Genomic DNA, 13,276 nt, shown 5'->3' on the forward strand with positions numbered 1-13,276 from the left:
ATCTACACGGAGGAGTCCGCATGAGCGCCACCGCCAACAACCGCCGCCGCGAGCCTGGCAAGGCCAATAACGACGCCCTGATGCTCGGCGCAGCCCTCGCGGCGATCGCTGCGATCGGCATCGTCTGGGTGGCCGTCGCGGTCGGTTCCAAGCTCGACGGCGTGAACGAGGGCCTGCCCTCGGACCCGTTTGAAATCATCTCGGGCCTGTTCCGCGGCCAAGTGGTGTGGTCGACGTCCGCAACGATGATCGCCGCGGCCGCCGTCGCCGTCATCGTCCTCGTGGGCCTCTGGCTCGTGTGGATGCGCTCGCTCGGACGGAAGAACCGCTCAAGCGTCGACCACGCCGCCCGCTACATGGCGACCCCGCGCGACCTGGCGCCGATGATGCGCAAGGAGGCGTTGAAGAAGTCCGCCCGCCTCGGCGTCGCTGAGAACCCCGGCGTCCCGGTGGGCCGGCTGCACCTGGGGAAGCAGATGCTCTACGCCTCGTTCGAGGACATGATGCTGCTGATCGCCGGCCCCCGCGTGGGCAAGTCGACCTCCCTCGTCATTCCCGCGATCATGGCTGCGCCCGGCGCCGTGGTCACGACGTCGAACAAGCGCGACGTGCTCGACGCGACCCGCGACGTCCGCGCCGCCAAGGGTCACGTGTGGGTCTTCGACCCCCAGCGCGTCGCGTTCGAGGACGCGACATGGTGGTGGAACCCCCTCTCTTACGTCACCGACGACACCAAGGCCGCGAAGCTCGCGACGCACTTCGCCTCCGGCACCCGGGCGATGAACGCGAAGACCGACGCCTACTTCGACGGCAAGGGCCAAGAGCTGCTGTCCGACCTGCTGCTCGCGGCCGCGGCAGGCAACCGGCCGATCAGCGACGTGCTGCTCTGGCTGACCTCCGTCGAGGACGAAACCCCCGTCGAGCTCCTGCACGACAACGGCTACCCGACCAACGCGCGAGCTGTCCGCGGCATCATGAACACCGCCGACAAGGCCCGCGACGGGATCTACTCGACCGCGCAGGGCATGGCGGTGTGCTTGAAGAGCGCCGCGACCGCCGACTGGGTGAACGCCCGCCCGAACGACACCCGTCCGCAGTTCGTCCCGGAGACGTTCGTCACGTCGACCCAGACGCTGTACTCGCTGTCCAAGGAGGGCGCCGGCACCGCCGGCCCGCTCGTCACCGCCCTGACCGCCGCGACGATCGAGGCCGCGGAGGAGCACGCCGCGCGATCCCGCGGCGGGCGCCTCGCGACGCCGCTCGTCGCCGTTCTCGATGAGGCCGCGAACGTCTGCCGGTGGAAGGACCTCCCCGACCTGTATTCCCACTACGGATCGCGCGGGATCCCGATCATGGCCGTGTTCCAGTCCTGGTCCCAGGGCGTCGGCGTGTTCGGCAAGGAGGGCATGCTCAAGCTCTGGTCCGCCGCGAACGTGAAGCTGTACGCCGGCGGAGTCGCGGAAGACGAGTTCCTGCGCACCCTCTCCGAGCTGATCGGCACCTACGACAAGGAGACCACCTCCGCCAGCTACAACAAAGGTGTGCGCTCCACCACCTCGGCGCTGCGGCGAGAGAAGATCCTCGAAGTCGCGGACCTCACCAGCATGGGCCGCGGACGGGCGATCATGCTCTCCTCCGGAGCCCGCGCGGCGCTGGTCGACACGGTGCCCTGGTACAACGGGCCGAAGGAGCAGGTCGCCGCGATCAACGCCTCCATCGCCGCCCACGACGCCAGCAGCGGACCGGCGAACGCTGCACCCGTCTCGCCTGTCGTGACGGTGATGCCTCCGCTCGAGGATCAGCCTGCGGCGGACGTCGACGCGGAGCAGAACGCGACTCTCCGGGGCGAGCGATGAGCGACGAGGATCTGTTCGACGTCGACACGGATCCCGTCACGCTGCACCCCGTCGAGGAGGAGGTGGACGAGGAGGAGGTGCCTGCGACGTACTTCGGATCTGCCGACGAGTGGGTCAGGAAGTTCCTCCGGCCCTCCTATCGACGCCGGGTGACGGCCAAGGGCCAGGCCGCCGGCGATCGGTGGGCGGCTGAGTGGTGGAGCAGCGTCGAGGCGCTGACCCGCATCGAAGCCCTCTGGCGGATGTGGGAAGAGATCCGCACCAGCGCCGGCTCCCTGAGCGCCTACTGGATCAATCACCTCGACCCGCACATGCGAGTCCTGCTCTCGCCCAGCGGCCCGTTCGCGACGTCGACAGACGAGAACCGGCCGGGCGACATGCTTCCCTACACAGCCCCTCCGACCGGGATGTTTCCCGAGGACGCACAGGGCTGAGGACGACGGACAGAGAAGGGCCCGCGACACCAACCGGTGTCGCGGGCCCTTCTCTGTTCCAGCGTCAGCGACCTGGTTCGGACCGCTCGATCTGAGCACCCTGGCCACGCGCGCCTCGCGTCGAGGGGACGCGAGTGCGCTTCGTGGCCTCCGCGCCGCGCGCAGGAGTGGCGAAGGAGGCGTCGACGGTCATCCGCGCGTTGACCTGCTCCTCGGGAACGTTCTGAGCCTGCATCGATGCTGCGGTGTGTGCTCGCCGCTCGGCACTGTCGTACGCAAGCTCTCCTTCGGAGCGTGCCGCGGCCGCACGCCCCTCCTGAGCGGGTGCGGGAGCGTCGGGGGCACTCTGCTGGCCGCTGTCGTCTCGGTAGAGCGCGACCTGGGCACGAGCGTCCTCAGCGAGGCTACGCAGCTCCTCAGGGCTCTGCGTGGGTGTCCCGCCGGCCTCCGCGTCTCGGTCGTACTGAGCAGCTTGCTGCTCGAGCTCATCGGCGCGACGCTCGCCGTCGACGGGGATCTCGACGGACGTGTTCTGGGATGCGTCGTTGGCGCGGTCGAGGCGGTCGGCCTCCGTGACCATCACCTGAGCTTCGGTGACGTCGCGCTGCGACTGTGCCCGCTCGGCATCCGCTGCGTCGACGGCAGAGCCGCCGGTCTGGTCCGTGCGCCACTCCTGCACGAGAGCGGCGCGGGCGGCTTCGGCAACGGCCGGGTCTGCGGGCTGCACCCGTCCGTCGTCATCGAAGGCGACGGCCGTCTCGACGCGGTAGTCCTGGTAGCCGACCGGATCGTTGGCGCGCTTCCACTCCTCCGCAAGGCTTACGTGCATCGCGGGAATGTCGCCTGCGACCGCTGCGCGGTAGTCCTCGATGAGAGCACGCTCGGCCGAAAGATTGGGCTCTCGGGCGTCTCCGACAGGCATGGTGAGACGGTCCTCGTCGTGCCGGTGGTACCCCTCGGGTGCGGCGGTAGTGGCCCACTGCTTCGCGAGGTCCAGCTCGGTCGGGGTGTCGCGGGCGATGCCCTGCAGCGTGGCGACGTCGACGCCGTAGCGCTCCTTCGCCTCGGACGCGATCAGGGCGCTGGCGGACGCGATCTGCGGGTCCGCGTCCTTCCACGCCGCGGCCGTCTCAGCGACGCGGGCGACGTCATGCACGGTCGCCTGATCCCACCACTGGGGATCGTTGACGACTGTCACGGCCTGCCGTGCAGACGCCCGCTCAGCCTCGTAGCGGGCTGCGAGCTCGCGCGCCTCGATCGCGCTGCGCTGCTGAGCCTCACGCATCGCCTCCTGGTACGCGCGAGCCAGCTTCTCGCCCAGCTGGACCGCGATTGTGAGCGCGATCCGTGCGGACGAGTTGATGGACTCCTCCACGCCTCCGTCGTCGTCAGCCATAGTGATGCCTCCCCTTCACTCGTGTAGGTCTAGCGGTCGCGTCCGTCGCGCTCGCGCGGCTCAGCGCCGCGCTGCGGGGCAGCGATAGATGTGGCGTCCGGCGCAGCCTTGGTGAGCTTCGTCGGCACCGGGCTCCCGGTCGCGAAACTCGCCTGCACTGTCTCGCGTGCGCGACGGGTGTCCTCGGGCAGAGCATCCCAGGCGTTTTTCTGGATCTGCGCGTTGTAGCCCTCGTGAACCGCCTTCAACTGGTTCCGGATCGTCCCCGCGAGCTCCTGGGTGCGTCGCGCGTCGCCAGCGGCCTTGTGGGCGTCCATAATCGCCCGCGTGGTGCGCACGATCTGGCGCAGCAACATCGCCTCCTCGGCGGCCTTGTTGCGCTTCCCGGCTGTCGCGAGGATCAGCATCGTCGTGCCGGCCATCGACGGCATCGCGGTCGGCCGCGGCGTCGACTCGTGCGCGCGCAGGTGCGCGGATCGGGCGAGCTGGCGCGACGCTTCGGCCAGCGGTCCGGGAGTCGGCTCGAGGCGCCGCGACCACGCTGCGTACGCCCCGGATGCTTCTCGTGCAGCGTGAGCCCACGTCGCCCGATCGGACGGGTCGACGGTGCTCAGGTAGTCGTGGAGCCGGGTCATGTCCTCGGCGTAGGTTGAGTACAAGTCACTCGACAGCTCGGCCTCCTCGCGGCCAGGCTTCACCGGCTCGTACCGCCACGGGTTTTTCGCGGTGGCGCGCCACTCGTCCACGGCTGCCTGGGCAGTCTGTGGCTCGTCCGGCCAGCCCTTCCGCAACTCCGGAAGGGTCAGGTCGCGAGCGAGGCGCCCACCGCCGTGCCAGACGACCGGCGCTCCCTTGTCGGGGCGCAGCGCGACGGAGTAGCCGGCGACAACGTCGTCTCGACCGGCGGCGTAGCGGGGGCGGATGAGCACCCCGGCCTGGCGCATTCGACGCACGAACTCACCCTCGTCCGCGGAACTGGTCGCGGCTGAGCGGACGGCGCGTTCGAGTCGGTGTGCGTCGACCTCGACGGCGCCTCGTCGGCGTGCAGCTTCACGCTCGCCGGGGACGACTCCGCGCTCACCAAGCTCGCGCTCCGGAGCGTGCAAAGGCTGTAGGTCGAAGTCGCGTTCCAGCTCACGGCTGACCTTCTGGGCGAGGCGCTTGTCGTAGGGGATGTACGCCTTCGTGCCGTCCTCGCGCACTCGGGAGACGGCGATGTGGATGTGATCGTTGCCGTTCTTCGAGAGACCATGCCGCACGGCGACCCACCGACAGTCGGCCTTGCCGATGTCCTCGCCAGCGAACCCCATTCGGCGCACGAACTCGGTGGCGATCTGGCCCCACTTCTCGTCGCTCAACTGCCCCTCCTCGGCTTTCAGCGAGAGGGAGCAGTGCCACACGTCGGCGTCGACCTTCTCGGTGACCGGCTTCCCGGTACGGGAGTCGATCATCAGCTCACCGGTGGTCGGGTCGGTGACCTTCTCCGCGCGCTGCACGGTGACGCCGAATGCCTCCTTGGGGAGGTTCAGATCGCGCGCGACAGCGAGCGCGGCGGCGTGGTCGAGGACGCTCTCTCCGTGCATCGCCATGATCGCGCCGTTGCCGGCGATGAGGTGCTGTTCGGTGTGCTCGTTCGAGCGCCCCTCGCCCGCAAGGTAGGTCATCAGGCCGTCCATGCGGCCGCCGTAGGTGACGTTCGGAATCACAGGCCGGCCACCCGACGAACGGCGTCGCGAATCTCGGGAGCGAGCTTCTGGAACTCGCGGTAGATCGCCGCAGCCTCGTCAGGGAATCGGCCCTCGGTGTTCGCGAACTTGGCGAGCTGGTTGACGTTGTTCGTCAGGTTCTCGAGGCGAGAGTTCACGGAGAACAGCTCGGCGACAGCCTGCTTCCACTCCGTGTCGGTCCGCACCTGGGCGTTCATCGCGGACTCGAAGAGCAGCCGGGGAACCGTGACGCTCTGGACGACCGCCCGAGCCTCAAGCTGCACCCGCTCCTCGTCGGTGACGTAGACGCGATACGGCTTGTCCCGCTTCTCGTCTCCCTCGACGTTCGCTCGCCGCTTACGGCTGAACAACGCACGACCGCGATCTTCGCTCATCGGCGTGTCCTTCCTGTCCTTCGGCCCAGCGCAGCGAACCCGCCAAATCGGCGGGGACCATACGACCAGTATGCCCCCGGCCGGCGCGCAGCGCCAGGTCGGCAAGCGAGTTACCGGCGGTAAGTCGACAGCTTGCTCCACAAACCGGCCGTGCCCGAGCGTAGCGAAGGAGCACGAAGCCGGACCGCGAGCGGCACTCCGCGGCGGTAGAACTGGGCCTCCGAAACGGAGACGTAATCGCGCCTTTCAGATGCCCATTTGGGCATGTACCCTGACGGCATGAGCGACAACACCAGAAACCCAGAGGACGCGGCTGACGCTGCGCGCCGCCTCCTCGAATCGACTGTCGAAAAGCGCGTCGATGCCGTCCGAACGATCGTTACCGCCGCGAACGACACGGACGCTGCTCGGACCGCTCTCGCTGACGCGCAGAACCGTCACGCAAAGGCCTGGGCTGAGGCGCTGGCGTCGGGATGGTCAGAGAAGGAACTCCGCGCAGCAGGAGTGCCGCGGCCTGACCAGCCGCGAGCGCGCGTCACCCGCTCTCGACGGTCGACTACTGCTGACGCCCCCGCCGCCGAGTTGACGGAGAACAACGGCGCGGAGTCGATGGAGAACGTGGCATGACCAACCACGCCTCCGCTGCTTTGCACGCGCAGGTCCGCTCGTGGGCGGAGGGTTCAAACCCTCTCGCCGCGGCCGTCGAACTTCTCATCCGGTCGCGTCTCGTCTACGCCGGTGCGCCGTGGATCAAGACCGACAACGCCTGGCAGACGAGCGCCGTCGACTTCGACCGCCTCGCCTACGAAATCGGAGCGCTCAGTGGAGGCGAGCAGCGCATCGCGCGGATCGCCTCGTCTCTCGGCCAGGGAGTCCCGGTCGACCTCCGCGAGGACGTCGCCGGCCTCGACCTGGCGCACACTCGATTGGTCCTCGCGGCGATCGCACACGGGGCCGGACTCGGAGAGCCCGGCACGACGATCCAGACCGTCGACGGAGTGCCGACGATCGTTCACTACGACGCTCTGGCGACGTGGCCGAACGAGTAATTTGATCGTGCACGACAACCCCCCTCGTCGCTGTGGAGGCCCCCGCTAGAGCATTCATGCTCGCGGGGGCTTCTCCGTTCCCACGACAAGCGCGCCGGCTGCGGTCCGGCCGTCCATCCGACGCTTCACTCTTGCCTGCGCCGATCGACCGTCAAGAGCGCTGCGCGTCCCTTCGGGATGCCCCTGCGGGGCACTCCTGACGGCCGCCCGTCTCCGGCATCGCGCCGCTTATCGGATGGATGGCCTCGGTGCGTGCTCAGCCCCGAGAGCGCAACTCCGCAGCGCGCGCGGCCAGCTCCTCGCGGACCTCGGCGGCGGCGCGCTTGCGGGCCATCTCGCGGTCCCGAGCTGCACGCTCGAACTCGCGCTGATCGGCCTTCATCTTCGCGATGATCCGGTCCACCTCGTCTTGGTCGATGCTCGCAAGTCGGGCGGCCTCGGCCGCTCGCTCCGCAGCGGCCCGAGCACGGTCGGCGTCGCGCTGCGCAGCAGCGACCCGGCGCGCGGTGTCGAGCTGCGAGTGCTCGGTGATGACCCGGCGGATGACCCACCCGTAGAACCCGAGCGCGTTGCGGCTCGTGAACGTCTCCGGGACACGGCGACCGTCGCGAGACAGCCAGGCGTTCATGGCGAACATCAGCCCTTCGACGCTCCACTCGGAGACGTCGATACCTGTGCGGTCGAGCATCCCGACGACGTGCCCGATGTGCACTCCACGGGCGAGCCACGGGATGCGATGAGCCAGCGCAGCAGCGAAGCGCTGCAACTCGATCGATCTGGGAACCGCCGGCCGACCGGTCGAGCTGCGTTTTGCATCACTCCGTCGCCTCGGCTGCCGCGAAGCGGCTCCTGAGCGCGGTTCACCGCGCGTTGGTGAGTGTCTTTTAACTGGGGCTGTAGATGTAAGTGGGCGCCTACGGGGTAGCTGGACATTCTCCACAGAACCGAAAGATTCGCCCGTCCGTGACGTCGGTGCAGGCAAGGTCGCCGGCGTGGGACGCGGCATGATCAGCGCCCTCGTGGAGGCCATGCGGAGCTGTCGGCCGCCGTGCGCCGCGTGCGCCGCGTTCCGCTCAGCGCGGGTCAGGTAGCGGCCGTCGAGAACCGTCGCGGCGAAGCCCAGCGACTCCATCAGCGCACGGGCCCGCTGCACCGTCTTGCCGCACATGCCCAGCGCGGCCGCGACCGTCTCGTGTGCCGTCGTCACACCGCGCCCGGTGTCGACGTCGGCCGCCAGCCAGTCGGCGCGAGCGACGCGCAGCAGCGTGTCCGGAGCGACACGTGCAGCGCGGCGCAGCTCCTCCCCCGGCGACGTCCCCAGCGCGTCCATCAGCGCGTCGAACCAGTGCGCTCCGGACGTCCACGCCGGAAGCGGACCGTACGCGCCTGGCGCCGGCTCGGGGCTCCATGAGCTCGCTCGAGAACTGTTCGGCCGCGACGCGGCTGCCTGTGGCGTCTCAGGTGCACAATCGACCGACTCCTCCCCTGAAAAAAGGGTGGGTCGGGTGTGCACGGAGACGGACTCCGCTGTTACGATGTGGGCATTCCTTCCGGGTACGTTCCGGGTGGGTACACCGAAGGCCCGGCTGGATACCGGTTCTTGGGTGGGACTGCTTCACACCTCTGAGTCGCCAAACTGTGCGAGGTGGGAAGCCAAGGCTTCTAGGCCCGTCGCGAGAGCGGCGGGCCTAATGCGTTAACGGGTGTCGATGGGCAGCTCCTCCTCGAGGAGAGTCGGCTGTGCAGGCCACCAGGACGGAATTCCTTCGTCGGTCAGCTCGCTCTGAACGTGCTCGACCAGGCGCTCGAAGAACACCGCAGCCGACACGTTCGCGCGCAGCGCCATGACATTGAAGTCGTCGCGAGCCTGGCGCTCGACGGTCCAGGCGACGTTGGTGGGATCCACCATCGTTCCTCGGGGACGCCGCGTCGAAGCCATGCGTTTAACGTAGGGCTGTGGCTGTGATTAACGCGATCCGACACGCCGCATCAAGTGACCATTTGGGCACTCAGTCTTTCCGCTCTCCCTCGGGGAGCGGAAGGGTGACGTCGACGGCGCGCAACTCTGTCATGTTCGAGCGCTCGACCGCGCGGTAGACCGTTGAGCGCGTCACCCCGAACTGCTCCGAGAGCTCGGCCACGGTGTAGTTGCCCGAGCGGTACTCCGCCACAAGGTGTGCCTCGATCTTCGGGGAGAGCTTCGGCTGGCGGCCGCGCAGGCGCCCCTTCGCCTTCGCGATCTGCATCCCCTCGCGCGTGCGCGACCGGATCAGGTCGCCCTCGAACTCCGCGATCATCGCAAGCACGTTGAACAGCAGCCGGCCCATCGGGTCAGTCGGGTCGTGCAGCGACCCGCCGATGTTCAACCGCACTCCCCTGCGGGTCAGCTCGTCCACGATGTCGCGCGCATCCGTAATCGACCGCGCGAGCCGGTCGAGCTTCGTCACGAACAGGGTCGAGCCGGTGTCGCACGCGGCCAGGGCCTCGCGCAGCGCGGGCCGCTCACGGTTGGACCCTGTGAGGCCGGCGTCGACGTAGATCCGATCCGCCGGCACCCCCACAGCGCGCAGCGCGTCACGCTGCGCCTGCGCGTCCTGCTTGTCCGTCGAGACCCGGGCGTATCCGATCAGCTCAGCCATCTGACCAGTATCCCGTTTGACGCCCCCCTACCGAACAAATCATCGGACGGGTCTAACGGGACACTCAGCGCCGCGGGTTTTCGCGGCGCTCGGTGTCGCGTCTGCGTGTACCGGTGAACGATCCCCTTACGGGACGCCCTCTAACCCGTTCCCGTACGGGACGATGCGAGCGCTAGTCTCCTCGCCGTGATCATTGATCTAGAGCCCGGCGACGCGCGGTGGGCGGCCGCTCTTCTCGTCCTCCGCGAGCTGCGCCCCCATCTCACTGACGAACTGCTCGAGCTGGTACTGCGAGAAGGCGCGCCCCAAGGTCTCCGCTTCACCGCCCTACTGCAAGACGATCGCTGCGTGGCTGTCGCCGGCTGGCGAGTAGTCGTCAACACGAGCGCCATCAGGAAGCTCTACGTCGATGACCTCTCCACCGCCGCCGCCGAGCGATCCCACGGTCACGGCGCGGCACTCCTAGCCGCCCTAGCGGAGCGAGGCCGGGAACTGGGGTGCAGCGCGATCGAGCTCGACTCCGGCGTGCAACGCTTCGAGGCGCATCGCTTCTACCTACGCGAACGGATGGACATCACCGCCCATCACTTCGCTCGACGGCTCGACCAGTAAGTGCAACGGGCTGCCTCCCCGCACCGTTCAGCAGGGGACCGCCACCGGACGCCGGATGTCAGTGGGTAGTTTCACCGTCCGGACGACGATCCCGTTACGGGAGGTTCGACCGGCGCTGCCCTCCGGATCTCTACCGAAGGCCGAGTGCGGGACATCAACGGTTTGATGACGTTTGCGGCGCTCGTGATGAGAGCAGGAGCGCGCAATGCTTCACTGACCTGCATGAGGCAGGGACGGACAGCAGGGCTGACATCCATTGTCGTCGCGGCAGGCATGGTCTTCAGCGTTAGCGGCTGCGCCGGCGTGACTTCGAGCTCGGCCGGATCCTGCGCCGCAAAGGCGGTCGAGCTTCAAGAGTCGACCTTGCAACCAGACGGAGTGGTCCGGCTCAGCGCCGACTTCATCTGGGAGACGTGTGAAGACACCGGAGGCACGAGCCGCGCAGCTTCGGACGTCACGGTGACCATCACCCCTTCCGCGAGCGGCGAAGAGATACTCCTCGGCCGACCGATACCGAAGGGCGAACGATCCACTGTCAACGAGTCCTTCGACCTCCCCGCCGACCTGCCCACCGGCCCCGCTGTTCTTGCCCTACGCTCACACAGCGGTGACCCGATCGAGATCGAACTTTCTCTCGAGATCACAGCACCGCCAGCCACCTGAGACGGGCCACGAATCGGCACCTCGCCAGCCGTTCAACCGATCAACCATCTCTGCACGACGACCAGGACGGTCATAGATCAACCGCTCCCGCCCGCGAAGCAGTATGTCGCTCCCAAGAGGGGCATACCTCTTCGTCTGTCACCTACGCCGGAAGGCTTGGTAGAGCGCACCCACAAGGATCAGGGGACCGATCACAAGGAGGACCCATGTTCTCGGGTCTTCGTTGGCGCGAGTGCACACGCCTGGCGCGTTCACGTAGTCCATACAGCTCCCTGATAGGTCGCTTGAGAGAAGAAACCCCGCCACGAGGACGATGACCGCGAGAGCAATCCAGCGCCACCTGACGCGACGCTTCACTGGTTCACCCGCGACCAGAACGTTTGTCGGAATGAGGGGTGATGGTAGAAGGAGTTCGCACTTGAAACGCCGCGACCTCCTCGAGCATCGAACCCGACTGCAAAGATCGGGGCTCCTGCCGACGCGAACGAGAGCAGTCGAGTTTGATTCTGAGTCATCCGCTCCCTGCCTCTCTTATCCAGTCGAAGCTCCTCGATCGTCGTCACCGCACACCAGGACTGTCAATGAAGACGTTTTCGCTCAGCGGCGTCCACGTCTCTTCGACTCTCCCGCCGTCCGGGACGACATGGAGAGTGTTCCGGTCGACCGTGGAGTCGAACCCGCCGACGCCGCAGCTTTGGTTCCATGTGTCCTCGTCAGCGAAGCTCGTCAGGCACGTCGTCTCCGGATCGCTCGTGCGCGCCAGGAACAGCGACCGGTCGCCGACTCGGCCGACGAGCCGGGAGCTGGTCTCGTCCATTTTGGACGAGGAGGCCCGCGGGGGCAGCGTCGGGAACGTATCGGCGTCGGTCGCCGCCCGGTCGAGGTCCGCGAAAGTGAGCGGCGGCCGCTCGGCGGTGGTGAAGCACCCGCTCAGCGAGGCCGCGCCCGCGGCAGCGATGGCCGTGATGGCGAGGGTTCGAGCGGTCACCCTTGCGATGCTGCGCGGTCGACTTGTCCAGGTCACGAGGTCAGCCTAGGAAGCGCGGGGCCAGGACGCGCCCTTTCCGGAAACTAGGGTGAGGGGATGTTCCCCGAGCTTGGCACCGCGTTCCTCGCGGGCGCGCTCGCTCTGCTCTCCCCCTGCGCTGCACCGATCCTCCCCGGCATCGTCGGCGCGCTCACCTCGACAGGGGACGGACGGGCTCGACCGTCTCGACAGGTGTGGTCGATCCTCGCGTTCGCGGTCGGGGCCGCTCTCGTGCTGATCGGATCCGTGGCGCTGCTGCTCGCGCTCGGCGCGAACGTGAACCTCGCCCGGCCGCCGTACACGTTCATCGCCGGCGGACTACTCATCGCCGCCGGCCTCTACTCCCTCGGCTTCCTCCGGATCCCCTGGATCACGAAGACCTCCACCCCAGTCGGCTCGGCCGCGAAAGCACTGCTGCTCGGAATCAGCTGCGCCGCCGTCTGGTACCCCTGCCTCGGCCCATCCCTCGCCATCGCCTACGGCCTCGCCTCCAACATCGACACCGTGGGACTCGGCGTCGCGCTGGGGTTCGTCTACTTCCTCGGCATGCTCACCCCGCTGTTCCTACTCGGACTCGTCCTCGCCCGCGCAGCACGCTCACGCCGCTGGCTGCGCCGCATCGGCGCCTACGCCAACAAGGCCGTCGCCGTGCTCCTCATCGTCATCGGCGTCCTCGTCATCACCGGGCTCTGGAACTCTGTGTCGCTGTGGATCGTGGACAACTCGAGCTGGTTCCCCACCCTCTGACCCTCAGGTGGGATCGCCGCGCTCCAGGCCTGGAATGGTTTCGCTGAACGATCGTTCATCAGAGCGAGTGGGGGCGCGGCGGTGGCCTTCGCTTCGACCATGTGGATCTAGCTCAGGTTCTCCTTCGAGTCCTATGGTGAGCGCATGAAGCGACTCGCTAAGTCAGGCCCGTTGGTTGGATGGACAATCGCATCGCTCGGCGCTGCTGGTGCCGCCGCGTTCCTGGTGCATTGGAGCTCGTGCTTCAGTGGCCTGAACGAGGGTTGCTACAGCGCCACACAGTCGGACTTCACGTGGATCGCCACGACGATCCTCTGGGCCATCGCCTTCCCGCTCGTGATACTCGGCGCCCTCGTGCTCTCGCCGGGACGACCCGTCACACTGATTGGTGTCGGGCTCCTCCTGGTCATCAACCCCCTCACCGACCCTGGAGCGTTCTTTCTCCCGTGGGATGTCGCGGACACTTTGCCCTTCACCGGCGTCGCCACGTCGCTGGCTGCTGTGACTGCAGGTCTCCTCCTGGCCAGATCTTCCCACCGAGCCCGTCGGCCCGATCACAGCCGAGTCGGGAAGCCAGCGCCCGCTGACGTCGCCTACTGACCTTCGATCGGCTTTGCGTCGTCCCGTTAGGGGATCCCCATACGGAACGGGCAGCCTCGCGCTCTTCGCTCCGTTGATGAGAGCCGGTGCTCTGGAGTTCAGGCGAAGTAGGGTGAGCGAAACGCGACGGGGGACGCCATGGGCCACAAACG

15 protein-coding genes are annotated in these 13,276 nt (G+C 67.7%); 8 read left to right on the forward strand and 7 right to left on the reverse strand.

Annotated features, from left to right (window positions below; genetic code table 11):
* Nucleotides 1-20: 20 nt before the first annotated feature.
* Both C5C57_RS16940 and C5C57_RS16945 read left to right on the forward strand, forming a co-directional pair.
* Complete coding sequence (locus C5C57_RS16940; protein ID WP_104234426.1) at nt 21-1,856, forward strand: type IV secretory system conjugative DNA transfer family protein; 1,836 nt, start codon at nt 21-23, stop codon at nt 1,854-1,856.
* A complete protein-coding gene (locus C5C57_RS16945) occupies nt 1,853-2,290 on the forward strand; it encodes a DUF4913 domain-containing protein (protein WP_104234425.1) in 438 nt (145 codons plus the stop codon). The genes C5C57_RS16940 and C5C57_RS16945 overlap by 4 nt, the downstream gene beginning before the upstream one ends.
* Before the next feature lie 64 nt (nt 2,291-2,354).
* On the opposite strand, the gene C5C57_RS16950 is transcribed toward C5C57_RS16945, so the two are convergent.
* From C5C57_RS16950 to C5C57_RS16960, 3 genes are read right to left on the reverse strand one after another with little or no spacing between them, the layout of a single operon-like run.
* Complete coding sequence (locus tag C5C57_RS16950) at nt 2,355-3,686, reverse strand: hypothetical protein (protein ID WP_104234424.1); 1,332 nt, start codon at nt 3,684-3,686, stop codon at nt 2,355-2,357.
* Between the two features lie 29 nt (nt 3,687-3,715).
* Nucleotides 3,716-5,362, reverse strand: a complete 1,647-nt coding sequence (locus C5C57_RS16955; RefSeq protein ID WP_146082472.1) for a relaxase/mobilization nuclease domain-containing protein — start codon at nt 5,360-5,362, stop codon at nt 3,716-3,718.
* 26 nt (nt 5,363-5,388) lie between these two features.
* On the reverse strand, nt 5,389-5,787 hold the full coding sequence (locus C5C57_RS16960; RefSeq protein WP_146079340.1) for a plasmid mobilization relaxosome protein MobC: 399 nt from the start codon (nt 5,785-5,787) through the stop codon (nt 5,389-5,391).
* Between the two features lie 279 nt (nt 5,788-6,066).
* Here C5C57_RS16960 and C5C57_RS17870 point away from each other — a divergent pair, with 279 nt between their 5' ends.
* Both C5C57_RS17870 and C5C57_RS16965 read left to right on the forward strand, forming a co-directional pair.
* Nucleotides 6,067-6,414: a hypothetical protein gene (locus C5C57_RS17870; RefSeq protein WP_146079339.1), complete on the forward strand. Its 348-nt coding sequence runs from the start codon at nt 6,067-6,069 to the stop codon at nt 6,412-6,414.
* Nucleotides 6,411-6,836 (forward strand): hypothetical protein, encoded by a 426-nt coding sequence (locus C5C57_RS16965; protein ID WP_104258229.1) that lies wholly within the window; start codon nt 6,411-6,413, stop codon nt 6,834-6,836. Before C5C57_RS17870 ends, C5C57_RS16965 begins: the two co-directional genes overlap by 4 nt.
* 256 nt (nt 6,837-7,092) lie before the next feature.
* Here the strand turns inward: C5C57_RS16965 and C5C57_RS17875 are convergent, their stop codons facing one another.
* The 3 genes from C5C57_RS17875 to C5C57_RS16980 all read right to left on the reverse strand — a co-directional run bounded on the left by C5C57_RS17875 (nt 7,093) and on the right by C5C57_RS16980 (nt 9,475).
* Nucleotides 7,093-8,166: a hypothetical protein gene (locus tag C5C57_RS17875; protein WP_146079338.1), complete on the reverse strand. Its 1,074-nt coding sequence runs from the start codon at nt 8,164-8,166 to the stop codon at nt 7,093-7,095.
* 366 nt (nt 8,167-8,532) lie between these two features.
* Nucleotides 8,533-8,745: a hypothetical protein gene (locus tag C5C57_RS16975; RefSeq protein WP_258061513.1), complete on the reverse strand. Its 213-nt coding sequence runs from the start codon at nt 8,743-8,745 to the stop codon at nt 8,533-8,535.
* A 100-nt stretch (nt 8,746-8,845) separates the two neighbouring features.
* Nucleotides 8,846-9,475 (reverse strand): recombinase family protein, encoded by a 630-nt coding sequence (locus C5C57_RS16980; RefSeq protein WP_104234418.1) that lies wholly within the window; start codon nt 9,473-9,475, stop codon nt 8,846-8,848.
* Nucleotides 9,476-9,661: 186 nt separating this feature from the next.
* Between C5C57_RS16980 and C5C57_RS16985 the strand changes: the two genes are divergently transcribed.
* Nucleotides 9,662-10,087, forward strand: a complete 426-nt coding sequence (locus C5C57_RS16985; protein ID WP_104234413.1) for a GNAT family N-acetyltransferase — start codon at nt 9,662-9,664, stop codon at nt 10,085-10,087.
* Nucleotides 10,088-10,231: 144 nt separating this feature from the next.
* On the forward strand, nt 10,232-10,750 hold the full coding sequence (locus C5C57_RS16990) for a hypothetical protein (protein WP_146079334.1): 519 nt from the start codon (nt 10,232-10,234) through the stop codon (nt 10,748-10,750).
* A 559-nt stretch (nt 10,751-11,309) separates the two neighbouring features.
* Here the strand turns inward: C5C57_RS16990 and C5C57_RS16995 are convergent.
* Nucleotides 11,310-11,738: a hypothetical protein gene (locus tag C5C57_RS16995; protein ID WP_104234412.1), complete on the reverse strand. Its 429-nt coding sequence runs from the start codon at nt 11,736-11,738 to the stop codon at nt 11,310-11,312.
* Between the two features lie 96 nt (nt 11,739-11,834).
* Here C5C57_RS16995 and C5C57_RS17000 point away from each other — a divergent pair, with 96 nt between their 5' ends.
* Both C5C57_RS17000 and C5C57_RS17880 read left to right on the forward strand, forming a co-directional pair.
* Entirely contained in the window at nt 11,835-12,524 is a 690-nt protein-coding gene (locus C5C57_RS17000) for a cytochrome c biogenesis CcdA family protein (RefSeq protein ID WP_104234411.1), read from the forward strand.
* Nucleotides 12,525-12,668: 144 nt separating this feature from the next.
* On the forward strand, nt 12,669-13,124 hold the full coding sequence (locus C5C57_RS17880) for a hypothetical protein (RefSeq protein ID WP_146079385.1): 456 nt from the start codon (nt 12,669-12,671) through the stop codon (nt 13,122-13,124).
* Nucleotides 13,125-13,276: the final 152 nt, after the last annotated feature.

This window comes from Rathayibacter sp. AY1C5, from assembly GCF_002931705.1.
Taxonomy (GTDB): Bacteria; Actinomycetota; Actinomycetes; order Actinomycetales; family Microbacteriaceae; genus Rathayibacter.